The sequence below is a fragment of the Catenulispora sp. EB89 genome (assembly GCF_041261445.1).
Classification (GTDB): Bacteria; Actinomycetota; Actinomycetes; order Streptomycetales; family Catenulisporaceae; genus Catenulispora.
Map to the genome: position 1 here is coordinate 209,039 of NZ_JBGCCU010000003.1, position 26,848 is coordinate 235,886.

23 protein-coding genes are annotated in these 26,848 nt (G+C 69.6%); 15 read left to right on the forward strand and 8 right to left on the reverse strand.

The window, feature by feature from the left end:
• Window positions 1-246: 246 nt before the first annotated feature.
• From ABH920_RS07815 to dnaE, 3 genes are read right to left on the reverse strand one after another with little or no spacing between them, the layout of a single operon-like run.
• Entirely contained in the window at window positions 247-1,080 is an 834-nt protein-coding gene (locus ABH920_RS07815; protein WP_370348185.1) for an inositol monophosphatase, read from the reverse strand.
• Window positions 1,081-1,128: 48 nt separating this feature from the next.
• Window positions 1,129-1,785, reverse strand: coding sequence for a nitroreductase family protein (locus ABH920_RS07820; RefSeq protein ID WP_370348186.1), 657 nt, complete (start codon window positions 1,783-1,785; stop codon window positions 1,129-1,131).
• A 2-nt stretch (window positions 1,786-1,787) separates the two neighbouring features.
• On the reverse strand, window positions 1,788-5,360 hold the full coding sequence (dnaE, locus tag ABH920_RS07825; protein ID WP_370348187.1) for a DNA polymerase III subunit alpha: 3,573 nt from the start codon (window positions 5,358-5,360) through the stop codon (window positions 1,788-1,790).
• A 111-nt stretch (window positions 5,361-5,471) separates the two neighbouring features.
• On the opposite strand from dnaE, the gene ABH920_RS07830 reads away from it, so the two are divergent.
• The 6 genes from ABH920_RS07830 (at window position 5,472) to ABH920_RS07855 (ending at window position 11,673) form a co-directional block, all read left to right on the forward strand.
• Entirely contained in the window at window positions 5,472-5,705 is a 234-nt protein-coding gene (locus ABH920_RS07830; protein WP_370348188.1) for an SCO4848 family membrane protein, read from the forward strand.
• On the forward strand, window positions 5,702-6,874 hold the full coding sequence (locus ABH920_RS07835) for a winged helix DNA-binding domain-containing protein (RefSeq protein WP_370348189.1): 1,173 nt from the start codon (window positions 5,702-5,704) through the stop codon (window positions 6,872-6,874). The genes ABH920_RS07830 and ABH920_RS07835 overlap by 4 nt, the downstream gene beginning before the upstream one ends.
• Before the next feature lie 194 nt (window positions 6,875-7,068).
• The gene (locus ABH920_RS07840; protein WP_370348190.1) at window positions 7,069-7,386 is read left to right on the forward strand and encodes an ArsR/SmtB family transcription factor; all 318 of its coding nucleotides are present in this window, start codon (window positions 7,069-7,071) and stop codon (window positions 7,384-7,386) included.
• The gene (locus tag ABH920_RS07845; RefSeq protein ID WP_370348191.1) at window positions 7,383-7,892 is read left to right on the forward strand and encodes an SRPBCC domain-containing protein; all 510 of its coding nucleotides are present in this window, start codon (window positions 7,383-7,385) and stop codon (window positions 7,890-7,892) included. Before ABH920_RS07840 ends, ABH920_RS07845 begins: the two co-directional genes overlap by 4 nt.
• Before the next feature lie 107 nt (window positions 7,893-7,999).
• Complete coding sequence (locus tag ABH920_RS07850; protein WP_370348192.1) at window positions 8,000-9,175, forward strand: hypothetical protein; 1,176 nt, start codon at window positions 8,000-8,002, stop codon at window positions 9,173-9,175.
• A 722-nt stretch (window positions 9,176-9,897) separates the two neighbouring features.
• Complete coding sequence (locus tag ABH920_RS07855; RefSeq protein WP_370348193.1) at window positions 9,898-11,673, forward strand: phospholipase D-like domain-containing protein; 1,776 nt, start codon at window positions 9,898-9,900, stop codon at window positions 11,671-11,673.
• Window positions 11,674-11,788: 115 nt separating this feature from the next.
• Here the strand turns inward: ABH920_RS07855 and ABH920_RS07860 are convergent, their stop codons facing one another.
• Window positions 11,789-12,622: an NAD(P)H-binding protein gene (locus tag ABH920_RS07860; RefSeq protein ID WP_370348194.1), complete on the reverse strand. Its 834-nt coding sequence runs from the start codon at window positions 12,620-12,622 to the stop codon at window positions 11,789-11,791.
• Window positions 12,623-12,743: 121 nt separating this feature from the next.
• On the opposite strand from ABH920_RS07860, the gene ABH920_RS07865 reads away from it, so the two are divergent.
• Window positions 12,744-13,691 carry a helix-turn-helix transcriptional regulator gene (locus tag ABH920_RS07865; protein WP_370348195.1) on the forward strand — a complete coding sequence of 316 codons (948 nt, stop codon included), beginning with the start codon at window positions 12,744-12,746 and terminating at the stop codon, window positions 13,689-13,691.
• 242 nt (window positions 13,692-13,933) lie between these two features.
• Here the strand turns inward: ABH920_RS07865 and ABH920_RS07870 are convergent, their stop codons facing one another.
• Window positions 13,934-15,403, reverse strand: coding sequence for a class II fumarate hydratase (locus tag ABH920_RS07870; protein ID WP_370348196.1), 1,470 nt, complete (start codon window positions 15,401-15,403; stop codon window positions 13,934-13,936).
• A 111-nt stretch (window positions 15,404-15,514) separates the two neighbouring features.
• On the opposite strand from ABH920_RS07870, the gene ABH920_RS07875 reads away from it, so the two are divergent.
• Together ABH920_RS07875 and ABH920_RS07880 are read left to right on the forward strand one after the other, a co-directional pair.
• The gene (locus ABH920_RS07875) at window positions 15,515-16,171 is read left to right on the forward strand and encodes a Bax inhibitor-1 family protein (RefSeq protein ID WP_194918852.1); all 657 of its coding nucleotides are present in this window, start codon (window positions 15,515-15,517) and stop codon (window positions 16,169-16,171) included.
• A gap of 130 nt (window positions 16,172-16,301) precedes the next feature.
• The gene (locus ABH920_RS07880; RefSeq protein ID WP_370348197.1) at window positions 16,302-17,531 is read left to right on the forward strand and encodes an LCP family protein; all 1,230 of its coding nucleotides are present in this window, start codon (window positions 16,302-16,304) and stop codon (window positions 17,529-17,531) included.
• Window positions 17,532-17,533: 2 nt separating this feature from the next.
• On the opposite strand, the gene ABH920_RS07885 is transcribed toward ABH920_RS07880, so the two are convergent.
• A complete protein-coding gene (locus tag ABH920_RS07885) occupies window positions 17,534-18,664 on the reverse strand; it encodes an LCP family protein (protein ID WP_370348198.1) in 1,131 nt (376 codons plus the stop codon).
• Between the two features lie 239 nt (window positions 18,665-18,903).
• Between ABH920_RS07885 and ABH920_RS07890 the strand changes: the two genes are divergently transcribed.
• Complete coding sequence (locus ABH920_RS07890) at window positions 18,904-19,764, forward strand: DUF1003 domain-containing protein (protein ID WP_370348199.1); 861 nt, start codon at window positions 18,904-18,906, stop codon at window positions 19,762-19,764.
• On the opposite strand, the gene ABH920_RS07895 is transcribed toward ABH920_RS07890, so the two are convergent.
• Entirely contained in the window at window positions 19,761-20,531 is a 771-nt protein-coding gene (locus ABH920_RS07895; protein WP_370348200.1) for a hypothetical protein, read from the reverse strand. The two genes, ABH920_RS07890 and ABH920_RS07895, sit on opposite strands and share 4 nt — an antisense overlap.
• Before the next feature lie 147 nt (window positions 20,532-20,678).
• Between ABH920_RS07895 and ABH920_RS07900 the strand changes: the two genes are divergently transcribed.
• Both ABH920_RS07900 and ABH920_RS07905 read left to right on the forward strand, forming a co-directional pair.
• A complete protein-coding gene (locus ABH920_RS07900) occupies window positions 20,679-21,098 on the forward strand; it encodes an SRPBCC family protein (protein WP_370348201.1) in 420 nt (139 codons plus the stop codon).
• On the forward strand, window positions 21,098-21,544 hold the full coding sequence (locus ABH920_RS07905; protein ID WP_370348202.1) for a MarR family winged helix-turn-helix transcriptional regulator: 447 nt from the start codon (window positions 21,098-21,100) through the stop codon (window positions 21,542-21,544). Before ABH920_RS07900 ends, ABH920_RS07905 begins: the two co-directional genes overlap by 1 nt.
• Window positions 21,545-21,825: 281 nt before the next feature.
• On the opposite strand, the gene abc-f is transcribed toward ABH920_RS07905, so the two are convergent.
• Window positions 21,826-23,448, reverse strand: a complete 1,623-nt coding sequence (gene abc-f, locus ABH920_RS07910; protein ID WP_370348203.1) for a ribosomal protection-like ABC-F family protein — start codon at window positions 23,446-23,448, stop codon at window positions 21,826-21,828.
• Window positions 23,449-23,925: 477 nt separating this feature from the next.
• Between abc-f and ABH920_RS07915 the strand changes: the two genes are divergently transcribed.
• The 3 genes from ABH920_RS07915 to ABH920_RS07925 all read left to right on the forward strand — a co-directional run bounded on the left by ABH920_RS07915 (window position 23,926) and on the right by ABH920_RS07925 (window position 26,827).
• The gene (locus tag ABH920_RS07915; protein WP_370348204.1) at window positions 23,926-24,786 is read left to right on the forward strand and encodes an alpha/beta fold hydrolase; all 861 of its coding nucleotides are present in this window, start codon (window positions 23,926-23,928) and stop codon (window positions 24,784-24,786) included.
• Between the two features lie 44 nt (window positions 24,787-24,830).
• A complete protein-coding gene (locus ABH920_RS07920; protein WP_370348205.1) occupies window positions 24,831-25,277 on the forward strand; it encodes a VOC family protein in 447 nt (148 codons plus the stop codon).
• Window positions 25,278-25,357: 80 nt separating this feature from the next.
• Window positions 25,358-26,827 carry an NAD(P)/FAD-dependent oxidoreductase gene (locus ABH920_RS07925; RefSeq protein ID WP_370348206.1) on the forward strand — a complete coding sequence of 490 codons (1,470 nt, stop codon included), beginning with the start codon at window positions 25,358-25,360 and terminating at the stop codon, window positions 26,825-26,827.
• Window positions 26,828-26,848: the final 21 nt, after the last annotated feature.

The window sequence follows — 26,848 nt, forward strand, 5'->3', positions numbered from 1 at the left end:
CAAATTCGACTACGAATAAACGCCATCGATCGCAGTCGCACAGGCTAAGCGCAACGTCACCCATCGTCAACATCGCCGACACAATCCGTCGAGAACCCGGCTCGAGTCCGTCGAGAACCCGGCTTGAGGCGGCATTGACAGAACTCTTACATGTACTTACTGTCCGTGAGGGTTGCCCGGCGATCCACGCCCGGAGAAAGCTGAGCGTCGGGGCGGGGAACTGGTCCGCCTGCCCCGGCGCTCGAATCACTCAGCGGTCGGCCCCGACGCCGTGACCAGGTGCCGGATCCGCTCGTTCGTCGCCGGATCGGCGGACGCGACGAACGGCAGCGCGTTCCCGCCCTCCAGCCGCACCGGCGCCCCGTCCAGCGCCGCGACGTGCCCGCCGGCCTCGGCGACCAGCAGCATCCCGGCGGCGTGGTCCCAGCAGTACTCCCAGGTCAGCACCATCGCCGAGCGCGCGCCGGCGGCCAGGTCCAGGTACTCGATCCCGCACGCGTCGAAGTACCGGACGTCCAGGCCCGCGTCGCGCATCGCGTCGACGCCGCGGCCGTAGCCGTGCGGCCACCAGACCGGGTGGCTGGTGGTGATCGGCAGGGTCGGGGCTGCGGGATCAGAAATCTGCGCGACGTGGACCACCTGGCCGTCGACCCGCGCTCCGTGCTCCGCCAGCGCCGTGCCGATCCGGCCCAGAACCGGCGCGTAGGACCACGACGCCAGCAACTCGCCGCCCGCGGCCAGCGCCACCAACGTGGAGAACCGCGCGGAGCCGGCGACGAAGTTGCGCGTGCCGTCGATCGGGTCGACGATCCACACCGGCGCGCTGCCGGTCAGGGCGTCCAGCATCGAGGCGTCCTCGGAGACCGCCTCCTCCCCGACCACCACCGACCCGGGCAGGAACGCCGTCAGGCGCTCCCGCAGCAGGTCCTCGGCCTCCCGGTCGGCGACGGTGACCGGGTCCATCGGGCCCTTCATGGCGACGTCGGAGTCCTTCAGGCTCCGGAAGCGCGGCAGGACCGCTTTCTCGTTGACGGAACGGATGATGTCTTCCACTACTGCCAGTTCCGCGAAGGAAATCACAGATCCACTCTCGCAGAGACTGTGCCGGCCGCGTCAGTGGCGGCGTCGTCAAACGGCGGCGTTCTCGGTGGCAGCGTCGGCGTCCGTGGCAGCGTCGGCCTCCGCGCGCCAGCGTCCGCGATGCGCGATGTCCTCGACGGTGCGCCGCTTGATCGTCTTGCGCGACGTCTTCTGCCGGGCGTCCCGGTCCTGGTCCGGATGCCCGATCGCGACCGCACCGATCGGCGTGAAGTCCGCCGGGATCCCGAACTCGGCGCGCACGTTGTCGTTCGAGCCCGGCGGGATCCCGAAGTACAGCGCCCCGAGGTTTTCCTCGACCACCGCGAGCAGGAGCAGCATCGTCAGCATGCCGGTGTCGATGTGCCAGAACGGAACCGGCCAGCGCGCCTCGTCCCGGTCGGTCCAGCCCTTGTCGGGGCGTGCGTACCGGTCGATGTAGATCTCCTTGTTGGAGCAGGGGATCACGATCATCTGCGCGTTGCGCAGCGGCGTGCCGGCGTACTCGTCCTCCGGGTCCATCGCCTTCCAGAACGCGGCGCGGTCCTCGGCGGACTCCAGCACGAGCATCGCATAGCCCTGCGAGAACCCGGCGGACGGAGCCCGGTTCGCCGCGAGCAGCAGGCGCTCGCTCACCTCCGGGGCGATCGGCTCGGTCGTGAACGCCCGGACCATCTTCCGCTTCCGGATCACATCCTGGAACTCCATGCTCACTCCCCCGCTTGCGAGGGATCGGCGCCGAAGCACCCGGCACCCAGCAGGACCTTGAGATCGGAGCTCAGCGCCGGCGAGTTCGCGACCCGCAGGTTGTCGCCGAGCTGGTAGCGGATGACCTTCTCGTCGTGGCTCTTCAGGTGCATGCGCACCGGGGTGGTGCCGGGGTGCCGGGTGAGGATCCGCTTGAGGCGCTCCACGGTCGCCGGGATCACCCGGGACTCCGAGACGTGCAGGACCACCGGGGCGCTGCTGCCGGCCCCGGAGATGTCCAGGACGGCGACCTCCATCGCGATCAGCTTCGGCACCTCGTCGCGCTTGTCCAGCCGGCCCTTCACCACGACCACCGCGTCCTCGGCCAGCTGCGTGGAGTACAGCTGGTAGGTCTGCGGGAAGAACATCGTCTCGATGCCGCCCTCGAGGTCCTCGATGGAGGCCGCGGCCCAGGTGTTGCCCTGCTTGGTGACCTTGCGGGCCAGGCCGGCGACCAGGCCGGCGATGGTGACGATCGAGCCGTCGCCGCGGTCGTTCTCCCCGGTGAGCGAGGCGATCGAGCAGTCGGCCTTGGACGCCAGCAGGTTCTCCACCCCGGACAGCGGGTGGTCCGAGACGTACAGACCCAGCATCTCCCGCTCGAAGCCGAGCAGGACCTTCTTGTCCCACTCGATGTCGGAGAAGGTCATCTCGACGCCGCCGGTGATGGCGTCCTGGCCGCCGTCCAGCAGCGAGCCGAACAGCGAGTCCTGGCCCAGCGCCTCCTGCTTCTTGACGTCCACCACCGAGTCGATCGCGCGCTCGTGCTGCTCGATCAGGCCGCGGCGGGAGTGCCCCAGGGAGTCGAAGGCGCCGGCCTTGATCAGCGATTCGATGGTCCTCTTGTTGCAGACCGGGAGGTCCACCTTGGCCAGGAAGTCGTTGAACGAGGTGAAGCGGCCCTTGGCCTTGCGGGTGGCGATGATCGAGGAGACCACGTTCTCGCCGACGTTGCGGATCGCGCCGAGCCCGAAGCGGATGTCGGTGCCGACCGGGGTGAACTGGTGCAGCGAGTCGTTGACGTCCGGCGGCAGCACCTTGATGCCCATCCGGCGGCACTCGGCCAGGTAGATCGCCGAGCGGTCCTTGTCGGTGGCCGTCGAGGTGAGCAGCGCGGCCATGTATTCGGCCGGGTAGTGGGCTTTCAGGTACGCGGTCTGATAAGCGATGAAGCCGTAGGCGACGGAGTGCGACTTGTTGAACGCGTAGTCGGCGAACGGGACCAGGACGTCCCACACCGCCTTGGTGGCCTGGGCCGAATAGCCGTTGTCGGCCATGCCCTTCTCGAAGCCCACGTACTCCTTGTCGAGGACTTCCTTCTTCTTCTTGCCCATGGCCCGGCGGAGCAGGTCCGCTTGGGCCAGGGAGTAGCCGGCGAGCACCCGCGCGGCGGCCATCACCTGCTCCTGATAGATGATCAGGCCGTAGCTGACGCCGAGGACCTCCTTGAGCGGGTCCTCCAGCTCCGGGTGGATCGGGGTGATCGGCTGCCGGTTGTTCTTGCGCTCGGCGTAGTTGATGTGCGAGTTCGCACCCATCGGCCCCGGCCGGTACAGGGCGATGATGGCCGAGACGTCTTCGAAGTTGTCCGGGCGCATCTGCCGCAGCAGCGAGCGCAGCGGGCCGCCGTCGAGCTGGAACACGCCCAGCGTGTCGCCCTTGCACAGCAGCTCGTAGGTGAGCGGGTCGTCGAGCGGGAACTCCAGCGTGTTGAGCTTCTTGCCGGTGGTGGTCTCGACGTTGTTCAGGGCGTCGGTGATGATCGTCAGGTTCCTGAGACCCAGGAAGTCCATCTTGATCAGGCCGATTTCCTCGCAGGTCGGGTAGTCGAACTGCGTGATGATGACGCCGTCGGCGGGGCGCATCATGACCGGCACGTGGTCGGTGATGCTCTCCGGGGAGATGATGACGCCGGCCGCGTGCACCCCGGGCTGGCGGATCAGGCCCTCGACGCCGCGGCCGGTGTCGATGACCTTCTTGACGTCCGCGTCCTGCTCGTACATCCCGCGGATCTCGCCGGCCTCGCCGTAGCGCGGGTGGTTGCTGTCGAACACGCCGCTCAGCGGCATCGACTTGCCCATCACGTCCGGCGGCATCGCCTTGGTGATGCGGTCTCCCATCGCGAACGGGTATCCCAGGATCCGGCTGGAGTCCTTGATCGCCGCCTTCGCCTTGATCCGGCCGAAGGTGGCGATCATCGCGACCTTGTCCTCGCCGTACTTCTCGGTGACGTAGCGGATCACGTCCGAGCGGCGGCGGTCGTCGAAGTCGATGTCGATGTCGGGCGGGGTGACGCGGTCCGGGTTCAGGAACCGCTCGAACAGCAGGTCGAACGGGATCGGGTCGACGTCGGTGATGCCCAGCGACCACGCGACCAGCGAGCCTGCGGCCGAACCGCGGCCGGGACCCACGGCGATGCCGTTGTCCTTGGCCCAGTTGATGAAGTCCGCGACCACGATGAAGTAGGACGGGAAGCCCATCGACAGGATGACGTCGAGCTCGAACTCGAGGCGGTCGTGGTAGGTCTTCTGATCCGGGATCCCGGCCGGGAAGCGCTTGTTCAGTCCTTCGTAGGCGAGCTGGCGGAACCACTCGTCCTCGGTCATCCCCGCCGGCGGGTCCAGGCGCGGCATCAGGTTCCGGTAGGAGAACATCCCCTCCGGGTTCACCTTCTCCGCGATCAGCAGCGTGTTCCGGCAGCCTTCCTGCCAGATCTCGTCGGTGGCGGCGATCGCCCGCATCTCGTCGGCGGACTTCAGGTAGTAGCCGTCGCCGCCGAACCGGAAGCGGTCGGGGTCGGCGATGTTCGAGGCGGTCTGGATGCACAGCAGCGCGTCGTGCGCGGTGGACTCGTGCTGGTAGGTGTAGTGCGAGTCGTTGGTGACCACCGGCGGGATGTTGAGCTTGCGGCCGATCTCCAGCAGGCCCTCGCGGACCCGGGTCTCGATGTCGAGGCCGTGGTCCATCAGCTCGAGGTAGAAGTTGTCCTTGCCGAAAATCTCCTGGTACTGCGCGGCGGCGGCGTAGGCCTCGTCGAACTGCTCCAGGCGCAGGCGGGTCTGGACGAAGCCGGAGGGGCAGCCTGTGGTGGCCATGAGACCGGCGGAGTGCTCCGCCATGAGCTCGGCGTCCATGCGCGGGTACTTGCGGGCGAAGCCCTCGGTGAACGCCCGCGAGGAGAGCTTGGTGAGGTTCTGCAGACCGGTGACGTCCCGGGCCCAGATCGTGGCGTGGCCGTAGAGGCCACCGCCGGAGACGTCGTCCGATTTCTGGTGCGGCTGGCCCCAGCGGACCGGCTTCTGGTTGTAGCGCGACTCGGGCGCCACGTACGCCTCGATGCCGAGGATCGGCTTGATGCCGGCGCCCATCGCCTGCTTGGTGAAGTCGGCCGCGCCGTGCATGTTGCCGTGGTCCGTCATCGCCACCGCGGGCATGCCCAACTCGGTGGCGTGTTTGAACATGTCCTTCAGCCGCGCCGCACCGTCGAGCATCGAATACTCGGTGTGAACGTGCAGGTGGACGAAGGAATCGGACACAGGGATCCTCCTGCGGGTGGGGCGGGCGCGGCTCCGGCAGTCTACGAGATTTACTTGATCCAAGGTTCCTCTCGGGGTGGGTTCGAAGCCCGCCGCAGGTAAGGAGTACAAGTGAAGCTCGGGCGTGTCGCGTCGTGGTTCCTGGTGGCGTTCGGAGTGTGGTCAGTGATCATCTGGCCGCGCTTCATGGAGGCGATCTGGGACGACAAGAGGTCCTGGAACAACGGACCCACTTCGTTCTTCCTGGTGCACGCGGTTCTGGTGACGGTGTCGATCGTCGCGGGCGTGGCGATCGGCGTGATCGGGTGGCGCTCGGTGCGCGGGCTGCGCAAGATGAACGCGTGACTTCACACGGGGCGCTTTCGGTAGACGACGACCAACGCCGCGCGCGCCTGGCGACGCGGCACCTGCTGGCGCCGGGCACGGCCGCGCCGACCCCGGAAGCCGTGACCGACGCCCTCGTCGCGCTGCACTCGACGGACGCCGCCTCGGTGTATCTCTCGGCGATGGCGCGCCTCCAGTCGCCGTCGATCTCGGAGGTCGAGCGCGCGCTCTACGACGACCGGACCCTGGTGCGGATGCACGGCATGCGCCAGACGCTGTTCGTGTTCCCGACCGAGCTGGCGTCGGTGGTTCAGGCCTCGACGACCCGCGAACTGTGGCTCAAGGAACGCGGCCTGCTGCTGAAGAACGCGGTGGCCGCGGGCCTCGACGAGGCGTGGCTGGAGAAGGTCGAGGCGGCGACGATCGCCGAAGTCCGCCGCCGCGGCTCGGCGACCGGCGCGGAACTCGGCAAAACCGTGCCGGGCCTGCGGGACCAGGTGCTGTACGGCAAGGGCACGAAGTGGGAGGCCTGGCAGCCGGCCTCCGGCCGCGTCCTGCGCGTCCTCGGCTTCGACGGCGCGGTGGTCCGGGGCCGGCCGGTCGGCACCTGGCTGTCGAGCCAGCACCGCTGGGAACCGGGCACCGGCCACGCGGACATCGCTGTCCCGGAGGCCCAAGCAGAGCTGGCGCGCTGCTGGCTGCACGCGTTCGGGCCGGCCACGGAGGCGGACCTGAAGTGGTGGACCGGCTGGAAGGTCACCGACGCCCGCAGGGCACTGAAGGCGATCGGGGCCACGCAGGTGGCACTGGCCGACGGCACCGGCTGGCTCCTCCCGGACGACCTGGACCCGCTCCCGGCGCCGGAACCCTGGGCCGCCCTCCTCCCCGCCCTGGACCCGACGACGATGGGCTGGCAGGGCCGCGACTGGTACCTCGCCGAGGAGATCAAAACGCAGCTCTTCGACCGCGCCGGCAACGCCGGACCGACGCTGTGGTGGAACGGCGAGATCGTCGGCGGCTGGATCCAACTCCCGGACGGCACGATCGCTACGAAGCTGCTGCGCGACGTCGGCCGGGAGGGGCAGAAGGCGATCGCGGCCGAGACCGAGCGGTGGCAGGCGATTCTGGGCGAGGTGCGGGTGACGCCACGGTTCCGGACGCCGGTGGAGCGGGAACTGAACGTGACCTGAGCTTCGCTCGCACGTCCGCCTTCCGCCGGCTGGCCGGCCGCCCCGCCGTTGCTGCCACGCGCCGCTGACCAGCTGGTTGTTGCCCGCGCCCGGGCACTGCTGATCGCCTTCCCGACCGTCCATCCTCCGTGCTCGTCCCCTGCTCCGCCACACATTCCTTGACAGGCATATAACCGCAGAGGCACACTCGCCTCATGACCGTCGCCGCAGCATTCCAAGCCCTCGGCGAGCCGCGCCGGCTGGCCATCGTGGAACTCCTCCGCGAGGGCGAGAAGTCGGTCGGCGAGTTGTCCGAGCGCCTGGGCGCGAGCCAGCCCGCGGTGTCCAAGCACCTGCGGGCGCTGCGGGAGGCCGGGCTGGTCGAGGTGCGGCCCGACGCGCAGCACCGCTTCTACCGCATACGGCCCGAGCCGCTCGCCGAGGTCGACGACTGGCTGGCGCAGTACCGCTGGCTGTGGACCCGCAGTCTGGACCGCCTGGAAGCACATCTGGAAGACCGGAGGAAGACATGAGCGAGGCATCGTTGACGACCGGGGGTACGCAGGGGGCCGCGATCCGTCTGGAGCGCGTCCTGCCCGATCCCCCACAGGTCGTGTGGCAGGCCCTGACCGAGCGCGAGCAGCTCAAGAAGTGGTTCCCGTGCGACGTGGTCGTCGACGGCGAACGCTGGGTCCCCGGCGCCGGGATCACCTTCCCGTTCGGGCCCGAGCCCGACGCCTTCACGATCAAGGGCGAGGTCCTGGACGTCCGCGAGCCGGAGTCCCTGTCCTTCACCTGGGGCGAGGAGACACTGCGCTTCACGCTCACCCCGCACGGCACCGGCACCCTGCTCGTCCTCGTCGACGAGCTGCGCCCGGCCGTCGCCGCCCGCAATGCCGCGGGCTGGGAAGCGTGCCTGGACCTGCTGGCCACCGGCACCCGCGACAAGGACGCGTGGCAGCCGCTGTTCGAGCACTACACGGCCGTGTTCTCGCCGACGCTCGGCGAGCAGGAGGGCCCGCCGGCCGGGATGGCGTGAGCCGACACGGACGTCACCTTTTCGGATCAAGGGACCGAACCCGCAACCGACCGGATCCGTTTCCTGCTGGAAGCAGTACCACTCGGACCTGCCCAGAAGGAACATCCATGTCTGATACCCGCATGCCCTCCCCCGCGCGGCCCCTCCTACGGTCCCCGTGGACCCGGCGGCTGGCCACCGCGGCCGTGGCCGCGACATGTCTCACCCTCGCCGCCGCGCAGTCCGGCGCCACCGCGACCGCGTCCGCCCGCTCGCCCTTCGTCGGCCCGCTTCACACCGTCTCCACCATCGCCTCGACGGTCCCGGCGAACGGCGACGTCAACCCCTACGGCGTCGCCGTCGTCCCGCGCAGCGTCGGACGCCTGCACGGCGGCGACGTCCTGGTCAGCAACTTCAACGCGTCCTCCAACCTGCAGGGCACGGGCACCACGATCGTCCAGGTCGCCCCGGACGGCACCGCGTCGCCGTTCGCCGCGATCGACCCCGCGCACCTGCCCGGCGTGTGCCCCGGCGGCGTCGGCCTGACCACGGCCCTGTCGGTCCTGCGCAACGGCTGGGTGATCGTCGGCAGCCTGCCCACGGCGGACGGCACCTCCGCGACCGCGCAGTCCGGATGCCTGCTCGTCCTCGACAGCCGCGGCCGGGTCCAGGAGACGATCACCGGCCACGGCCTGAACGGCCCCTGGGACATGACCGCCCTGGACCTCGGCGACGTCACCGAGCTGTTCGTCACCAACGTCCTGAACGGCACCGTCGCCGCGAACGGCGCGACGGTCCACCACGGCACCGTCGTCAGGCTCCTGATCAGCTCGGGCCCCGACTACCCGCCGACGGTCCTGGACTCCCGCGTCATCGCCTCCGGCTTCGGCGAGCGCACGGACCCCGCCGCCCTGGTGGTCGGACCGACCGGCGTCGCGCTGGACCGGCAGGGCACCCTGTACGTCGCGGACTCCGTCGGCGACCGCGTGGCGGCGATCCCGAACGCGACCTGGCGCGGGACCGACGCCGGAGCCGGCCGCACCGTCACCGCCGGCAACGCGCTCAACACCCCGCTGGGCCTGGCCGTGGCGCCGAACGGCGACGTGCTGACCGTCAACGCCGGCGACGGCAACCTGGTGGAGACCACCGGCGACGGCACCCAGATCGCCAAGCGGACGCTGGACACCAACGGATCGCCCTCCGGCGCCGGGAACCTGTTCGGCCTGGCGGTCGCGCCCGACCGGCGGTCGCTGTACTTCGTCGACGACTTCTCGAACACGCTGAACCGCTTGTCAGCACCCTGACACCAACGACGCGTCACGCCTTGACGCGCGCATCGATCAGCCGGGTGAGCGAGTAGCGAACCGGAACGAACGGTGCCCGGAGCGCGCCCCGCGCGGCGGCGGTCACGACGGCGATGCCGATCGTGGCCGCCGCCGGGATCTGTCCGTCCTCTGGTCGAAGCCGAAACCCAGCTCCACAAAGGCATTCACAACCTCCGGACGATCGACGGCGAGCGCCACGGTGTGCTGAAGCAGCCGATCTCCACCACCGCAGGGCCTTTGCCAGTCCAGGTAGTGGGAGTAATGGGAGCGTCTAAAGGCACGCTTTTAGCCGCGTGAACCGTCGCCAACAATTGCGCGGCGGGCTCCTCAAGCCACTGCACGAAATCGACTATGTCCATTATTATCAGCACCCCCATGCATTCGCTGCCCGCGACCGGATCGCACCGACTCTGGCTCAGCGCACCAGCCTCTTGAGTCGATCATCGATGGTCGGGCATCCTGGAAGGCTTGCCAGGCGCCGAGACAGACCGGCGCCTCTATCGCCCTGCGCGCATTTAAACCGCGCACTCCTGCGACAGGCCCTGTTCATCTAAAAGTTCTGTCAAATACCCTATGCGCCTTAAGTGCTGATCTGTACTTTCCCTTGTGGGTTCAGCCCTGTCAGGGGCTCCGCCCGGCCCTCACAGCCTCATCGCCCTCAGCCACAAACCCATCCGCCACCTCTCTGCAGGAGAACCGGAATGCTCAAATCCGCCATCCGCCGTTTCGGCCTCGGCGTGGTCGCCACCGCGACCGCCGCGTCCGGCGTGCTGCTGGCGCCGGCCGCCCACGCCGCCGGCACCTACCGCCTGTTGATCCTGCCCGACCAGGGCGAGAACGCGATCTACAGCTTCATCAACAGCGCCACCAAGAGCATCGACGTCACGATGTACGAGCTGCGCGACACCACCGTCACCACGGCGCTGGTGAACAAGTACAAGGCGGGCGTCAAGGTCCGGGTGATCCTGGACGGCAAGCAGACCTCGGTGAACAGCGCGGCCTACAGCGCCCTGCAGGCCGGCGGCGTGCCGGTCGTCTACAGCTCCTCGGCGTTCACCTACACGCACCAGAAGACGATCACCGTCGACGGCGCGACGTCCTGGATCAGCACCGGCAACCTGGACAGCACCTACTACGCGACCTCACACGACTACTCGGTCTTCGACACCGACCAGAACGACGTGGCGGCCGTGGAGCAGGTCTTCGGCGCCGACTTCACCGACACCTCGATCACCCCGAGCGACGGCGACAACCTGGTCTGGTCGCCGACCGACTCCCAGACCCACCTGCTCGCGCTGATCAACGGCGCCACCAGGACCCTGGACGTGCAGGAGGAGGAGTTCGGCGACCCGGCGCTGGTCAGCGCGATCGTCGCGGCGGCGCAGCGCGGCGTGACGGTGCGCTGCGTGCTGGAGAACACCGGCGGCAAGTACAACAGCCAGATCAGCCAGGTCGAGGCGGCCGGCGTCAAGGTCACGCAGTACACCTCGCAGACCGGTTTCTACGTGCACGCCAAGGCGATCGTCGCCGACTACGGCACCTCCAGCGCGAAGGTGTTCCAGGGTTCTGAGAACTTCTCGGACAACTCGCTGAACAGCAACCGCGAACTCGGCCTGATCATCTCCGACTCCGGCGTCCTGACCGGCATCGAGAACACCTTCACCGCCGACTTCAACCAGACGCCGAGCAACGGCGGCGGCGGCACCTCGACCGTGACGGTCAGCAACCCGGGCAACCAGACCGGCACCGTCGGGACCGCGGCCTCCGTGCAGGTCACGGCCGCCGACTCGGCCGCCGGCCAGACCCTCGCCTACGCAGCCACCGGCCTGCCCGCAGGCCTGGCGATCAACAGCGCGACCGGCGCCATCTCCGGCACCCCGACCACCGCCGGCACCAGCTCGGTGACGGTCACCGCCACCGACGGCACCGGCGCCTCCGGCAGCACCACCTTCAGCTGGGTCATCAGCGCGGCCGGCGGGACCGGCGGCGGCTGCACCGGTGCCGGGCAGCTGCTGGGCGACCCCGGCTTCGAGGACGGGACCGGCGACGCCGCGTGGACCGCGTCCTCCAGCGACATCATCACCAACGACGCGACCGACGAGCCGGCGCACTCCGGTTCGTGGGACGCGTGGCTGGGCGGCACCGTCAGCACGACTGACACGCTGTCGCAGTCTGTTGCGATTCCGAGCGGGTGCTCGACGTACACGTTCAGCTTCTGGCTGCACACCGACACCACCGAGACCAGCAAGACCAAGGCTTACGACAAGCTGACGGTGCAGGTGCTGGACGGTTCGGGCAACGCGCTGGGGACGCTGAAGACGTTCACCAACCTGAACGCCAACAGCGGGTACGCGCAGCAGAGCGTTTCGCTGGCTCAGTACGCCGGGAAGACTGTGACGCTGCAGTTCACCGGGACCAACGACTACGAGGACCCGACCTCGTGGGTGATCGACGACACCGCGCTCACCGTCAGCTGAGGCTGAACTCTGGACGCTAGTTGAAGGCCGCTCCCGGTCGCCTTTCACGGCGGTCGGGAGCGGCCTTCTCGCGTCTCCGGTCGGGACTGACCTTCTCAGTGCCCTGTTGCCTGCCTTAGAAGGCGTCGGCGTGCTCCTCGACCCAGCTGCGGAAGTCGCGCGCCTTGTGTCCGGTGAGCGTCTCGACGTCCGGGCTCACCGCGTGCGGGTACTCCAGCGACCGCTCCCAGAACTTCAGGATGTCGGCCAGGATCGGGGCCGGGACGAAGGCCCCCATCTGCCGGCGCACCTGCTCGACGTCGATCTCGACGTAGCGGATCGGCCGGCCCAGCACCTCGCCGAGGATGCGCGCCTGGTCGGCGTGCGTCAGGAGCTCCGGTCCGGTGATCTGGTAGGTCTTGCCGTCGTGGCCCTCGGCGGTCAGGGCGGCCACGGCGGCGTCGGCGATGTCGGCCTCGTGGACGACGGGTGCCGCGGCCTCGGCGTAGGCGCCGCAGATCTCGTCGCCGTTCTTGGTCTGGTAGCCCCACGGCAGACTGTTGGCGGCGAAGGTGTTCGCGCGCAGGAAGGTCCAGCGCATGCCGGAGGCGCGGAGCAGCTGCTCGATCTCGAAGTGCCGGCTGGCGATCGGGCCGTCCTGAACGTCCAGGTCGTCGTCGACGGCTCCGGACGACAGCAGGACCACGTGCCGCACCCCGGCGGCCTCGGCCGCGGCGACGAAGTCCGCGCCGAGCCCCGGGGCCGGGAACAGGTACACCGACTCGACGCCTTCCAGCGCCGGGCCGAGCGAGGCCGCATCGCTCAGGTCCCCCTCGACGGCCTGGACTCCGAACGGCCACTCGGTCTGCGAAGGCCGGCGGCTCAGCGCCCGCACGTCGTGGCCCTCGGCGGCCAGCCGCTCCACGACGATCTGCCCGACGTTCCCGGTCGCACCCGTAATCAGGATCATGAGGTCTCCAGCCCTAGCTGCGTGAACGGTGTCCCCCTCGGACCCGCATAAGGAACACTAGGAGGACTTGCGGACAGCTTCTGTCCTCGTTTCGAGCCGGATTCCGGGGAGTTGGGAAAGCATGCTCCAGACCTCAGCGCGCCTGCTCCGCCTGCTCTCACTGCTCCAGTCCCGCCCCGACTGGCCCGGCGCCGAACTCGCCGAGCGCATGGAGGTCACCACCCGCACAGTGCGCCGCGACGTGGACCGCCTCCGCGACCTCGGTTACCCAGTCGAATCCACGCCGGGCATAGCCGGCGGCTACCGCCTCGGCGTCGGCGCGGCCCTGCCCCCGCTGCTCCTGGACGACGACGAGGCGGTCGCGGTGGTGGTCGGCCTGCGCGGCTCGGCGGCAGGCTGGGTGACCGGGATCGAGGAGAGCTCGCTGCGAGCGCTGAGCAAGATCGAGATGATCCTGCCCTCACGTCTGCGGCACCGAGTGAGCAGCCTCCAGTCGGCGATCATGCTGCTCCCCGGCGACTGCCCGGTCGTGGACGCATCGCTGCTCACGGCCCTGGCCACAGCCTGCCGCGCGCACGAAGGCGTGCGCTTCGGCTACCGGGACACCACCCGCCGCGTCGAGCCCTACCGCGTGGTCCGGGCCGGACGGAACTGGTACCTACTCGCCTACGACCTCGACCGAGACGACTGGCGCACCTTCCGCGTAGACCGCGTCACCGGCCCGATCCAACCAGGCGCACGCTTCACACCGCGAGCCGAGCCGGAGGGAGGCACGGAGACGTACGTGTCGGACTCGCTGACACGCGCACCGTACCGGTATCAGGCCACGATCCTGTTCCACGCACCACTGGAGAAGGTGGCACAGACCACGACACCGACCGCCGGACGACTCGAGGCACGCGACGAGCATTCGTGTTTGTACTACACAGGCGCCGAGGCGCTGGACACGATCGCAATCTACATCGCGCTGAAGGGGATTGACTTCGAGGTGCTGGAGCCGCCGGAGCTTCGGGAGTTCGTCGCCGATTTGGGGACGCGGTTGAGTCGCGCTGCTGCTGGAGGCCGGTGAGGGGCGGCGACGGCAGTGGCGATGTCAGTGATCGGGGTGGGGTGTCGGTGATAGCGGCGGGGTGTCGGTGGCGCGTGCTATATCTGCGTATAAGGGGCGATAATTCCCTAACAAAATGCCGCCACGCTCGGCCCAACAGCCGCATCGCCAGCCAAGGCCACCGAGGCCCCGGTTCTCACCGGACCCGGAAACCCGGCCGCACCAGGCACGCTTCGCCGCACCGCCGCTCACCACCGCGCACCTCACCCCCCACCCGGCCACCCGTCCTGCCCCGTCATGGCCCGAGGATCCACAATCGCGTCGAACTCCTCCGTCGTCAGCCACCCGCTCCGCACCGCCGCGTCGCGCAGCGTCGTGCCCTCGGCGTCGGCGGTGTGCGCGATCTGCGCGGCGCGGTCGTAGCCGATCTCCGGGGTCAGCGCCGTCACCAGCATCAGCGAGCGCCCCAGGTCGTGGTCGATGCGTTCGCGGTCGAGTTCGATGCCTTCGATGCAGAAGACGCGCAGGTTGCGGATCGCGTCGGTGAGGATGCGCGCGGAGTGCAGGAACGAGGAGGCGATCAGCGGGCGCATGGTGTTGAGTTCGAAGTTGCCCATGCCGGCGGCGGTGGCCAGGGCGCCGTCGTCGGCCATCACCTTCAGGCAGACCATCATCGTGGCCTCGCACTGCGTCGGGTTGACCTTGCCCGGCATGATCGAGCTGCCGGGCTCGTTCTCCGGCAGCCGGAGTTCGCCGAGGCCGTTGCGGGGGCCGGAGCCGAGGAAGCGGATGTCGTTGGCGATCTTCAGCAGCGGTGCCGCGACGCCGCGCAGGCCGGCCGAGGCCGCGACCATCGCCTCGGCGCCGGCCAGGGCGGCGAACTTGTTCGGTGCGGTGACGAAGGGCTGGCCGGTGAGTTCGGCGAGTTCGGAGGCGAAGCGTTCGGCGAATCCGGGCGGGGCGTTCAGGCCGGTGCCGACCGCGGTGCCGCCGGCGGCGAGTTCGTGCAGGCCCGGGAGCGCGGATTCCAGGCGGTCGGTGGCGGCGGCGATCTGGGCCGCGTAGCCGGACCACTCCTGGCCGACGGTGAGCGGGACGGCATCCTGCAGGTGCGTGCGGCCGGTCTTGGGGACGTCGGCCCACTGCCGCGCCTTGTCGTCCAGCGCCGCGTGCAGGTTCCTGAGTTCGGGCAGCACGTGGTTCTGCAGCGTCAGCACCGCGGCGACGTGCGTCGCGGTCGGGAAGCTGTCGTTGGAGGACTGGCCGAGGTTGACGTGGTCGTTGGGGTGCACCGGGGACTTGGTGCCGAGCGTGCCGCCGGCCAGCTGGATCGCGCGGTTGCTGATGACCTCGTTGACGTTCATGTTGGTCTGCGTCCCGGAGCCGGTCTGCCAGACGTAGAGCGGGAAGTGCTCGTCGAGGTCGCCGGCGATCACCTCGGAGGCGACCCGGGCGATCAGGTCGGCCATCCACCGCGGCAGCCGTCCGGCCTCGCCGTTGACCAGCGCGGCGGCCATCTTCACGAAGCCGTACGCGTGGTGGATCTCCTGCGGCATGTGGTCGTCGCCGACGGTGAAGTGCTCCAGCGACCGCTGCGTCTGGGCGCCCCAGTACTTGTCGGCGGCCACGTCGACCGCCCCCATCGCGTCGGTTTCCCGCCGCGTCCCGGCCGCGTCGATGCCCACTGGGAGGTCCAGGATCTCCGGAGGCGTCTCCTGCTGCGAGTTCGTCATGCAACCTCCACCCGGAAACGCCAGAATCCAATGCTGTAACGCTATCCGGCCAGCGCTGACTGTGCCTTCCAGGAAGTACTGAACCCCCCCGACCGGGGGTAGGAGGTGACCGTGTACGACACGACAATGTCCCGACGGGGCTATGGGATCTCGACGAACACCCTGTTCGCCCGGACCATGGGCTTCGTCGCCGCCACGGCGGCACTGTTCGCGCTCGGCGCCTACGCCGGCCGGAACCTTTCCAACGCCGCGGTGTTCATCGGCTTCATCGCGGCCTTCGTGTGCCTGATCGCGATGCGCTTCACCGCCGCGCGCTCGCCGCAGGCCACCGTCGTGCTCCTCGGCGCCTTCGGCCTGCTGATGGGCATCGCGATGTCCCCGACGCTGGTCTACTACGCGACCGTGAACCCCAAGGCGCTGTGGCAGGCGGGCGCCGCGACCGCGCTGTTCATCGGAGCGCTGGGCTCGGCCGGGTACGCCACCGAGCGCGACCTGTCCGGGGTGGCCCGCGCCAGCTTCTGGGCCCTGGTGGCGCTGCTGGTCTTCGGGGTGGTCGCGATCTTCGTGAACATCCCGCACGCCTCGGTGATCTACAGCGTGGCCGGCCTGGTGATCTTCGCCGGGTTCACGCTGGTGGACTTCCAGCGGCTGCGCCGGACCCAGAACATCGCCTCGGCACCGCTGCTGGCCGCGTCGATCTTCCTGGACATCCTGAACGTGTTCCTGTTCTTCCTCAGCCTCTTCGGCGGCGGCGGTCGCCGGAACTGACCAAACTCCGCGCTGAACCGCCGGCTCGGCTCCATTTAGGCGACACGGAGCCTTGACCGGCGGTTTTGCGGTGTGAAGCGGCCCCGTCCCGGCGACCATATAGAGACAGGAGTCGCGAAGGGGTCAAGGAATGGCAGCGGGCCGGGCAGCACAGATCAAGACCATCATCGCCCTCTGCTCGGCCTCCCTGCTGCTCACGGTCGGCGGCGCGGCGAGCTACGTCTACCTGCACCTCAACGGCAACATCGAGACCGCCGGCGACCTGAACACGCTGACCGACCGCCCCAAAGCCGGCCCGCCGGTCAACATCCTGCTGCTCGGCTCCCAGACCCGCGACGGCCAGACCGGCCAGTTCGGCGGCTCGGACGCCACCGGCAGCTTCGGCGGCGCCACCGGCACCGACCTGTCGGACACCTCGATGCTGCTGCACGTCTCCGGCGACCGGAAGTACGCCCTGGTGGTGTCCATCCCCCGCGACACCATCGTGAACCGCCCGCCCTGCCCGACCCGCGACGGCACCGGCACCATCCCCGGCCAGGCCGGCGCGATGTTCGACGCCTCCATGAGCCTGGGCGGCCCGCTGTGCACGGCGGCGACCGTCGAACAGTTCTTCGGCGTCCGCGTGGACCACTTCGTCCGCCTGGACTTCAACGGCTTCCGCAAGATCGTCACCTACCTCGGCGGTGTCGAGGTCTGCATCCCGCCCGGCGGCATCGACGACCCCTACAGCCACCTGAACCTCCCGGCCGGCCGGCACGTGGTCACCGGCGACGAGGCGCTGGCCTTCGTCCGCGACCGGCACGGCATCGGCGACGGCAGCGACCTGGGCCGCATCGAGATGCAGAAGATGTTCCTGACCTCGCTGATCACCAAGATCGAGGACAGCGGCACGCTGGCCGACGCCGGCCGGCTCTACCAGCTCGCGGACATCACGACCTCGTCGATCACCACCGACCAGGCCCTCGGCTCGGTCTCGGCGCTGCTCGACCTGGCCGGCCAGGTGCAGGGGCTGAAGCCGCACGACATCAACTTCATCACGCTGCCGACAGTGCAGGACCCGAACGATCCGAACCGGGTGGATCCGGCCCCCTCCGCGCAGACGGTGTGGGGCCTGATCAACGCCGATCAGAGCTTGCCGACGGGCCCCGGCACTGCGACAGCCAGCCCTGCGACTCCATCGCCGACCGCCTCTCCAGCACCGAACACTGTTGCCCAGCCGTCCGGCTCTCCGAGCTCGGCACCGTCCCTGGCGCCGTCCGTGACACCGTCCCCGGCGCCGCCGACCGATCTCAAAGACCGGCCGGCCGACACCGACATCTGCTCCGACCTGCCGCAGCCGAACAACGCCGCAGCAGGCTGATCTCAGTTCACGCAGGCGATCCCGTCCTCGGTCGTCCCATCGGAAGTCGTCCCGTCAGCCTGCGGCAGCGCGGCGAGTCCAGCCCTCGCGACCGAAGCCTGACGCGTCTGTCCCGTCTGCCCCGCCTGCCCCGGCCCGGCCTTGGCATCCGAGAAGTACACCTTCATCGCCGCCTGCACCTTCGCCGGATCGACCAGGTTCACGTCCTCCCCGTCGCGGGTCGCGAACCCCTCGATCGGCAGCGTGTGGAACTGGATCCGGCCGGCCTTCAGGCTCCCGGCCTTGGAGATCAGCGACAGCACGTCGAAGCCGTCGTCGACCACGACGTCCCGCTTCACCGCGCCGACCAGCCCGGACAGCCTGCCGACGTCGGACAGCACCCCGTCGTCGGACAGCTTCCGCTGCACCGCCGCCAGGAACGCCTGCTGCCGCCGCGTCCGGTCCAGGTCGCCGCCGGGCAGCCCGTGCCGCTGCCGGACGAACGCCAGCGCCTTCGACCCGTCCAGGGTCTGCACGCCGGCCGGGAAGTCGGCGCCGGAGTAGTCGTCCTGCACCGCCTTGTTCAGGCACACGGTCACCCCGCCGAGCGCCACCGCGACGTCGTAGAACCCGGCCAGGTTCACCTCGGCGAAGTGGTCGATCGGCACGTTCAGCAGCCCCTGCACCGCCGCGATCGCCGAGGCCCGCCCGGCCTCGCGCCCGGCCGCCTCCAGCGCGTCGCCGGTCGGCCCGTTTCCGGCCTTCACCAGTGCCGACTCCGCGGCCGCCTTGGCCCGGCCGTAGGCCTCCTTGATCTTGTGCCAGCCCAGGTTCGGGATGGCGACCCAGTCGTCGCGCGGCACCGACACCGCGGTGGCCGGCGAGCCGTCGGCCGGGACGTGCAACAGGATCAGGGTGTTGGTGTTGTACCCGCCGACGTCGCTGGAGGAGCCGGCGTGCAGCTTGTCCAGCATCGCGGCCGGCAGGTCGTGGCCCTGGTTGTCGCGCCGCGAGTCCAGGCCCATCAGCAGGATGTTGACCGAGCCGTCGTGCGACTTCGGGATCGTGCCGCCGAGCGCCGCCGAGCGCTGGAAGCCGCCGAGCACCGCGGCTCGCAGCCACGCCCCGGTGAGGCTGACCAACAGCACCGACATCGACATCGTCGAGGCCGTGGCCCACAGCCAGCGGGAGCGCCGGCTCCGGCGGACCGGCGGCCGCGGTCGGGGACCGGGCCGCTGCCTGGCCCCGGAGCGGGGACCGTGCGGTCCGGCTGCGTTCGGCGTTCCCGCTGATGGTTGGTGCACACATCCAGCAAACCGCTTGAAGCCACGTCGACTTGAGCCGACACGCCATGAAACCGATGTTTGCCATGGTTCGGATATTTTAGGCGCTTGTGAGCCTCTACACGTCCATGCGCCACCCCCACGTCCACGTGCGGCTCCGGCATGGCCACGCCCGCGTCGAGCACGAGTACGCCGGGGCCGGCGGACGGCTCGCGGCCTGGCTCACGCGGCGGCTGGGGTCGATGGGCACGGTCTACGCGTGCGTGGCGATCACCGTGGCGTGGATGCTGCTGGGCTCGCGGGCGTTCTTCGGGTTCGACCCGTATCCGTACCCGTTCATGCTGTTCCTGGGCAACGTGGTGCAGCTCCTGCTGGTCTTCGTCATCCTGCTCGGCCAGCAGGTCCTGGGCCGGACCGGCGACCGCCGCGCGCGGCAGACCTTCGAGGACGCCGAGGCGATCCTGCACGACTGCGAGCAGATCCAGAACCACCTCATCGCCCAGGACCTGCACCTGGCATCCTGCGTGGTCCTCGACGAGATCGAGCAGGGCCAGCTGACGGCCGCCGCCGAGCGCTTCGCGACCCCGCCGTCGATGGCCGACGAGCACGTCGGCGTCAACGCCCGGCTCGCGGCCCGGATCACGGAGCGCTGCGGCACCATGGGCGCCTTCTACGTCGCGACGCTGTTCCAGCTGGTGTGGATCGCCCTGGCGCGGGCCGGGGTGCTGCGGTTCGACCCGTATCCGTTCGCGTTCCTGCTGTTCCTGTCGAGCCTGGCGCAGCTGCTGCTGATGTTCGTGATCATGCTCGGCCAGCAGGTGCTGGGCCGCGCCGCCGACCGGCGCGCGGAGATGACGTTCCGCGACGCCGAGGCGGTGCTGCGGGCCTGCGAGCGGCTGCAGGCGCACCTGCGGGCCCAGGACCTGGCGATCCGGCACGTGGTGGACCACATGACGGCGTGCGGGAACTAGATGACACCACCGGCGACGAGCCCGCCGACGAGCACCAAGGTCCCGGCGGTCAGCAGGTTGGCGCCCCGGTCGATCCACGGCGCGGTCAGCAGCCTGGCGCCGGCCGCGGTGGCGGTGGTCAGCCCGACGATCGTGGCCACGGTGACCGTCGCGAACACGAGCAGCGAGGTGACCGAGGCGGCGACGCCGACCGCGCCGGCGGCCAGGAAGACCGGCAGGATCGTCAGATCCGGCGAGGCGGCCGCCCCGAACGGCACCAGGAACGCGGCCAGGCCGCGGGCGTCGCGGTGGTTGGTCGCGGCGCCGTGTGCGTGGCCGTGATCATGGCTGTGCTCGTGCTCGTGGCCGTGCTCGTGCTCGTGCTCGTGCTCGTGGCCATGGCCGTGGTCATGCGTGGGGCCATGTCCGCGGCCATGTCCATATCCATGCCCGTGCTCGCCGTCATGGCTGTGCCCATGACCACGCCCGACCAACTCCATGACCAGGAACGCCGCCCCGGTGACCAGCAGAATCCCGCCGATCACCAGATCGGTGTGCCGGGACACCGTGTCCCGGAACTGCAATCCGACCAGCACCAGCACCGCACCCATCAGCAACGACACCAGAACATGCGTGACCCCGGCGGCCAACGACAGCCGCACCGTCCGGCAGGTCGGGTAGCGCCGGGTCCGGGACAGCACCGCGAGCGGCATCCAGTGGTCGGGCAGCACGGCGTGGCCGAACCCGACTCCGGCGGCGGCGAACATGAGGGCGGGGAGCGTCTTCACGGCAGCCACTATAGCTTCCCATCTTCGCATTGACGAATATGAGCAACTATTGCCACCCACTCTCACCTGCGAAAACTTTGCAGTTGCGAGATAGCCTGCGCGCAGATAGTCTGTGCATAGACCAATTCACCACGGGAGGGGAACACCATGTGGGACTACGAATACAGCGCCACCGCCGAGGTCACGCCGAACGCCGTCTGGACGCTCTGGGCCGACCCGCTGGGCTGGCACGCCTGGAACGACGGCGTCGGCGAGGTCGAGCTGCACGGCCCGTTCGCCGCCGGCACCGCGTTCACGATGACGCCGCCCGGCGAGGACACGATCCACATGACCATCACCGAAGTGGTCCCGGACCAGGCATGGATCGACGTCTGCGAGGTCCCGGGCCTGCTCATCACCACCCACCACCTGATCGAGGACCTCGGCGCCGGCCGCACGAAGGTCACCTACCGCACCGAGATCACCGGCGAGGCGGCCGACGAGCTCGGACCGGAGATCGGCCCGCAGATCTGCGCCGACTTCCCGGACGTCGTCACCAAGCTGCTGGCACTGGCGGCGAGCGCCTGATGAGCGAAGGTGCAGGCGGCCCCGGAGACCAGCCCGGCTTCCTCCTCTGGCGCGTCACCCTCCGGTGGCAGCGCGAGATCGCCGCGGTCCTGGCCCCCCTGGACCTCACGCACGTCCAGTTCGTCCTCCTCGCCTGCACCTTCTGGCTCAACGACCAGGGCCTGACCCCCAACCAGGCCACGGTCGCCGAGCAGGCCGGCACCGACGTGAAGATGACCTCGCAGGTGATCCGCACCCTGGAAGCCAAGGGCCTGGTCACCCGCGAGGTCGACCCCGCCGACACCCGCGCGCGCCGACTGCGCGTCACGGCCGCCGGCGCCGACCTCGCACCGCGCGCCATGGCGGCGGTGGAGGCGGCCGACGCAGCGTTCTTCGATCCCGTCGCGCGTCCGGACGCCGTCAGCATGCTGAGCAAGCTGGCGCGCTTCGGGCACTCCGACCGATAGCTCAGCCCACTGCGGCGGGAGCCTCGGCGGACGTCTCGGCCGACGTCTCGGCAGGCGTACCCGCAGAATCCCCCGCTGCTGCTCCCGGTCCGCGTCGTCCATCACCCGCATGATGTCCGGGCTGATGAACTCCCAGAACGCGGCCATGTGCACGATCAGCCTCGTTCGTGAACTAGTGGTAGACCTGCGCCTTGTTGGACTGTGCGCTCGCAGCGATGCGGTCCACCCTGGTGGCTTCAGCGTCGCGCTGCATGAACGCAACCTAACGCACCATCAACTAACTATTTGGTTGAATTGAGCACCCCGGCCCGCAGCTCGATCCTCCGGTCGACCCCGATCTCCTCCAGGAACCGCTCGTCGTGGCTGACCACGACGAAGGCCCCCTGGTAGGCGTTCAGCGCGTTCTCCAACTGGCCAACGCTGACCAGGTCGAGGTTGTTCGTCGGCTCGTCCAGCAGCAACAGGTGCGGCGCCGGCTCCGCGTACAGCACGCACGCCAACGTCGCGCGCAGCCGCTCGCCGCCGGACAGCACACGCACCGGCAGGTGGATGCGCGCGCCGCGGAACAGGAACCGTGCCAGGACGTTCAGCCGCTGGTTGTCGGGCAGCGACGGCGCGAACGCCGCGAAGTTCTCGGCTACCGTCTTGTCGTCGTCCAGCAGGTCCAGCCGCTGGGACAGGTACGCCACGCGGCCGTCGGCACGGCGGATCGTCCCGCCGTCCGGCTCCAGATCACCGTGGATCAGCCGCATCAAGGTCGACTTGCCCGCGCCGTTCCCGCCGGACAGCGCGATGCGCTCCGGCCCGCGGATCGCCAGGTCGACGCCGTCCCCGGCGAAGATCTCGGTCTCGCCGAGCCGCTTGCGCAGCTGCTCCCCCACGAACAACGTGCGCCCCGCGGGCACCTGCGTGTCGGGCAGCTCCAGCGCGATGCCCTGGTCGGCGCGCACGGCCTTGGCCGCCTGGTCGGCGCGCTCCTTCGCCTCGGTGACCCGTGAGGCGTGCATCGTCTGCGCGCTGCCGGCGGCCTTCTCCGCGCTGCGCTTCATGTTCCCGGCGAAGAGCTTCGGCAGGCCGGCGTTCTTGAGGTTCTTCGCCGCGGTGCCGGCGCGCCGGTCGGCCCGCTCGCGCGCCTGCTGCATCTCGCGCTTCTCGCGCTTGAGTTCCTGCTCGGCGTTGCGCAGGTTCCGTTCGGCCGATTCGCGCTCGGCGGCGACGGCCTCCTCGTAGGCGCTGTAGTTCCCGCCGTAGAACCGGATCTCGCCACCTTCGAGCTCTGCGATGCGGTCCATCCGGTCCAGCAGCTCGCGGTCGTGGCTGACCACCAGCACGCAGCCGCGCCAGCCGTCCAGGACGTCGTAGAGCTTGTGCCGCGCGGCGACGTCCAGGTTGTTCGTCGGCTCGTCGAGCAGCAGCACGTCAGGAGTCTGAATCAGCAGCGCGGCGAGCCCGAGCGAGACCACCTGGCCGCCGCTGAGCGCACCGAGCGGTTCGCGCAGCGAGACGTGCCCGAGGCCGAGCCGGTCCAGCTCCGCCCGCGCGCGCTCCTCGACGTCCCAGGCGTCGCCGATGGTGGTGAAGTGCCGCTCGTCGGTGTCGCCGGACTCGATGGCGTCCAGCGCCGCGATCACCTCCGCGATGCCGATCACCTCGGCGACCGTGCGGCCGGCGGTCAGCGGCAGGTCCTGCGGCAGGTAGCCGAGGACGCCCTCGACACTGATCGAGCCGGCGGTCGGCGTCAGCGCGCCGCTGATCAGCCGGAGCAGGGTGGACTTGCCGGCTCCGTTCGGGGCGACCAGGCCGACGCACCCGGCCTCGACGCTAAAGCTGAGGTCGTGGAAGACGGGGGTGTCGTCCGGCCAGGTGAAGGACAGCCCGGAGGCGACAACAGGGGATTGAGACATGACGGTGCCCTTGAAGGAGTGAAGTGGGATGGAACGACAAAGGGAACCGAGCCGCGGATCACAGATCAGAACGCGCTCGGGAACCCGGCCATCTCAGTGCGAGATGTCGTCGTCGCCCAACATGTCGAACTCCTTGTTTCGGGATTTCCAGCACCGTAACACGAGCCGTGCGGACAAAGTAACTGACTATTTGGTTGACAGCGCCGCCTCAAAGAACCCAGCTCGCACCTGTACCGGATCTTCCCGAAGCCCTCTAGCGAACTGCTTCAGGTCGGTGACGGCAGTGGAGTCGCCGTAGAGCTTGTAGGCGGCGCAGGGTCGGGACGGCGAACCGGTCGGCGGGCCGAGCTCGGACCCCCTGTGATGGCTTCTCCGACTGGGAGTCAGATGACCGATGTCACCGCCTGTGCGGCCGGGTGACAGTGATTCCGCAGCACAACACCCAGCCTGAAACCCAGTCCTCGAAAGGGATCTGCCATGGTCACTCTCCGCACCCGCCGCAAGCGGCGGTTCGCCGCCGCCTCGACCGCGGTGGTCGGCGCCGCCGCGGCGCTCGGCGCGTTCGCGCTCGCCGGCACCGCCGACGCCGCTTCCAGCCGTTCCGCCTCGGCCGACCGCGACCACGGTCCGAAGCCGACGGTCGTGTTGGAGCACGGTGCGTTCGCGGACGCCTCCAGCTGGGACGGCGTCATCAAGGACCTCCGCCACGACGGCTACCCGGTGGTCGCGGCGGCGAACCCGCTGCGCAGCCCCGCCTCCGACGCCGCTTCCCTGCGCGCCCTCATCGAGCACCTCAAAGGCCCGGTCATCCTGGTCGGCCACTCCTACGGCGGCTCGGTCATCAGCGAAGCCGCAGCCGGCGAAACCAACGTCAAAGCCCTCGTCTACGTCGCCGCGTTCCTGCCCGCCGTCGGCGAAAGCGCCCTGCAACTGACCAACCTCTACCCCGGCTCCACCCTGCCCGCCGCGCTCGACCCGGTCACCGTCACCAACCCCGACGGCAGCACCAGCACCGACCTGTACATCCAGCAAGACAAGTTCCGCCACCAATTCGCCGCCGACGTCCCCGCCGACCAGGCCGCGCTCATGGCCGAAACCCAGCGCCCCATCGCCCAGGCCGCGTTGGAGGAAAAGGCCACCGTCGCCGCCTGGAAGACCATCCCCAGCTGGGACATCGTCACCACCCAAGACCTCAACATCCCGCCGGCCGCGCAGGAATTCATGGCCAAGCGCGCCAACGCACACGTCACCGAAGTCGCCGCCTCGCACTCCGTCGCGGTCTCCCACCCCGACCTCGTGACGTCGGTCATCGAGTGCGCCGCCCGCGCGACCCGCTGACCACCGCTCCCCCGACACGCACTGGAAAGTAAGAGAGCTCACTCATGGATCTGAAGCTGGAAGTCGTGATCGTGCCGGTGTCCGACGTGGACCGCGCGAAGGCCTTCTACACCGAGAAGCTGGGCTGCCGCCTCGATGCGGACTTCCCGATCGAGGACGACTACCGGATCGTGCAGGTCACGCCGCCGGGCTCGGAGTGCTCGATCATCTTCGGCACCGGCCTCACCCCCACCGCGCCCGGGACGTACCTGGGCCCGCACCTGATCGTCACCGACATCGTCGCGGCCCAGGCCGAGCTCACCGAGCGCGGCGTCGCGGTCAGCGGGCCGTTCCGGGACGTCACCGGGGCGTTCCACCGCGCCGGCGACGCCAAGCGGGTCCCCGGCCCGAACCCGGAGCGCCTCAGCTACGGGAGCTTCGCGTCGTTCGAGGACCCGGACGGGAACCAGTGGTTCCTGCAGGAGGTCTCGCAGCGCGCGCCCGGCCGCTGAGCCGTCCCATCCCCTGACTGCCGAGGGGGCGGCCCTCCCCCGTTCCCCGCCCCCTCGGCTGAACCCTTTTGGAGACACCGATGCCAGGCACCACCACCCGCACCTTCGACGTCATCGTGATCGGCGCCGGCCCGGTCGGCGAGAACGTCGCGGACCGGACCACCGCCGCCGGTCTGGACACCGTGATCATCGAGTCCGAACTCATCGGCGGCGAGTGTTCGTACTGGGCTTGCGATCCCAGCAAGGCGCTGCTGCGTCCGGCACTGCTGCACAGCGATCTGCGCGGCGTCCCGGGCCTGGAACGCGCGGCGGATCAGGCCCTTGACACCGCGGCGGTGTTCAAGCACCGCGACACGATGGCCGGCGACTGGGACGACAGCAGCCAGGTGGAGTGGCTGGACCGGGCCGGGATCAGCCTGATCCGCGGGCACGGCCGGCTGGCCGGTCCGAAGGAGGTGACCGTCACGACGCCGGAGGGCGACGTGCTGCTGGTCACGGCGCGGCACGCGGTGGCGGTGTGCACGGGGACGTCGGCGGCGCTGCCGCCGCTGCCGGACCTCGACGCGCTGCGGCCGTGGACCAGCCGGGAGGCGACGAGCGCGAAGACGGTGCCGGCGCGGCTCGCGGTGCTCGGCGCCGGGGTCGTGGCGGCGGAGATGGCCACGGCGTGGCAGGCGCTGGGGTCGCAGGTGACGCTGATCGCGCGGGAGCCGGGGCTGCTGCCGCGGGTGGAGGAGTTCGCCGCGGAGCTGGTGACGGAGCGGCTGCGGGAATCAGGGGTCGAGTTCCGGTTCGATTCGGGGATCGCGGCGGCTGTGCGGCGCGATGTTTCCTCGGGTTCTGATTCGAGCGAAATAGACATCACGCTGGTCGACGGCACCGAGCTCGTCGTCGACGAACTGTTGCTGGCGACCGGCCGCGCGCCCCGGACCGAGGACGTCGGCCTGGAGACCGTGGGCCTGCGGCCCGGCGACTGGCTCGCGACCGACGACATGTTCACCGTCGACGAGGTCGCCGGCGAGTGGCTGTACGCGGTCGGGGACGTCAACCGGCACGCGCTGTTCACGCACCAGGGCAAGTACCAGGCGCGGATCGCCGGCGCCGTCATCGCCGCCCGCGCGCATCGGCGTCCGCTGGACATCCGGCGGTGGAGCCGGTTCGTGGGCACAGCCGACCGGGCCGCGGTGCCCCAGGTGGTCTTCACCGATCCGGAGATCGCGAGCGTGGGGCTGACGACGGCCGAGGCCGAGCGGACGGGCCAGGTCGTGGACGTCGTGGACTACGAGATCGGCCACGTCGCCGGGGCGGTGCAGTACCGGACCGACTACCGCGGCCACGCGCGGCTGCTCATCGACCGCAAGCGGCAGACCGTCGTCGGGGCGACGTTCGCCGGGCCGGGGGTCGCCGAACTGCTGCACTCGGCGACGATCGCGATCGCCGGCGAGGTGCCGGTGGAGCGGTTGTGGCACGCGGTGCCGGCGTTCCCGACCATCAGCGAGGTGTGGCTGCGGTTGCTGGAGACGTACCGGGACTCGTCGGCGGCGGTCTGAAGTTGCGGCGATCTAGAGTTG

Excerpts from the sequence above, each read along its gene's own strand:
- ABH920_RS07820 (WP_370348186.1), bottom strand. The coding sequence starts at position 1,785 with ATGGAGTTCCAGGATGTGATCCGGAAGCGGAAGATGGTCCGGGCGTTC.
- ABH920_RS07840 (WP_370348190.1), top strand. The coding sequence starts at position 7,069 with ATGACCGTCGCCGCAGCATTCCAAGCCCTCGGCGAGCCGCGCCGGCTG.
- ABH920_RS07845 (WP_370348191.1), top strand. The coding sequence starts at position 7,383 with ATGAGCGAGGCATCGTTGACGACCGGGGGTACGCAGGGGGCCGCGATC.
- ABH920_RS07850 (WP_370348192.1), top strand. The coding sequence starts at position 8,000 with ATGTCTGATACCCGCATGCCCTCCCCCGCGCGGCCCCTCCTACGGTCC.
- ABH920_RS07855 (WP_370348193.1), top strand. The coding sequence starts at position 9,898 with ATGCTCAAATCCGCCATCCGCCGTTTCGGCCTCGGCGTGGTCGCCACC.
- ABH920_RS07860 (WP_370348194.1), bottom strand. The coding sequence starts at position 12,622 with ATGATCCTGATTACGGGTGCGACCGGGAACGTCGGGCAGATCGTCGTG.
- ABH920_RS07865 (WP_370348195.1), top strand. The coding sequence starts at position 12,744 with ATGCTCCAGACCTCAGCGCGCCTGCTCCGCCTGCTCTCACTGCTCCAG.
- ABH920_RS07870 (WP_370348196.1), bottom strand. The coding sequence starts at position 15,403 with ATGACGAACTCGCAGCAGGAGACGCCTCCGGAGATCCTGGACCTCCCA.
- ABH920_RS07880 (WP_370348197.1), top strand. The coding sequence starts at position 16,302 with ATGGCAGCGGGCCGGGCAGCACAGATCAAGACCATCATCGCCCTCTGC.
- ABH920_RS07885 (WP_370348198.1), bottom strand. The coding sequence starts at position 18,664 with ATGTCGGTGCTGTTGGTCAGCCTCACCGGGGCGTGGCTGCGAGCCGCG.
- ABH920_RS07900 (WP_370348201.1), top strand. The coding sequence starts at position 20,679 with ATGTGGGACTACGAATACAGCGCCACCGCCGAGGTCACGCCGAACGCC.
- ABH920_RS07905 (WP_370348202.1), top strand. The coding sequence starts at position 21,098 with ATGAGCGAAGGTGCAGGCGGCCCCGGAGACCAGCCCGGCTTCCTCCTC.
- abc-f (WP_370348203.1), bottom strand. The coding sequence starts at position 23,448 with ATGTCTCAATCCCCTGTTGTCGCCTCCGGGCTGTCCTTCACCTGGCCG.
- ABH920_RS07915 (WP_370348204.1), top strand. The coding sequence starts at position 23,926 with ATGGTCACTCTCCGCACCCGCCGCAAGCGGCGGTTCGCCGCCGCCTCG.
- ABH920_RS07920 (WP_370348205.1), top strand. The coding sequence starts at position 24,831 with ATGGATCTGAAGCTGGAAGTCGTGATCGTGCCGGTGTCCGACGTGGAC.
- ABH920_RS07925 (WP_370348206.1), top strand. The coding sequence starts at position 25,358 with ATGCCAGGCACCACCACCCGCACCTTCGACGTCATCGTGATCGGCGCC.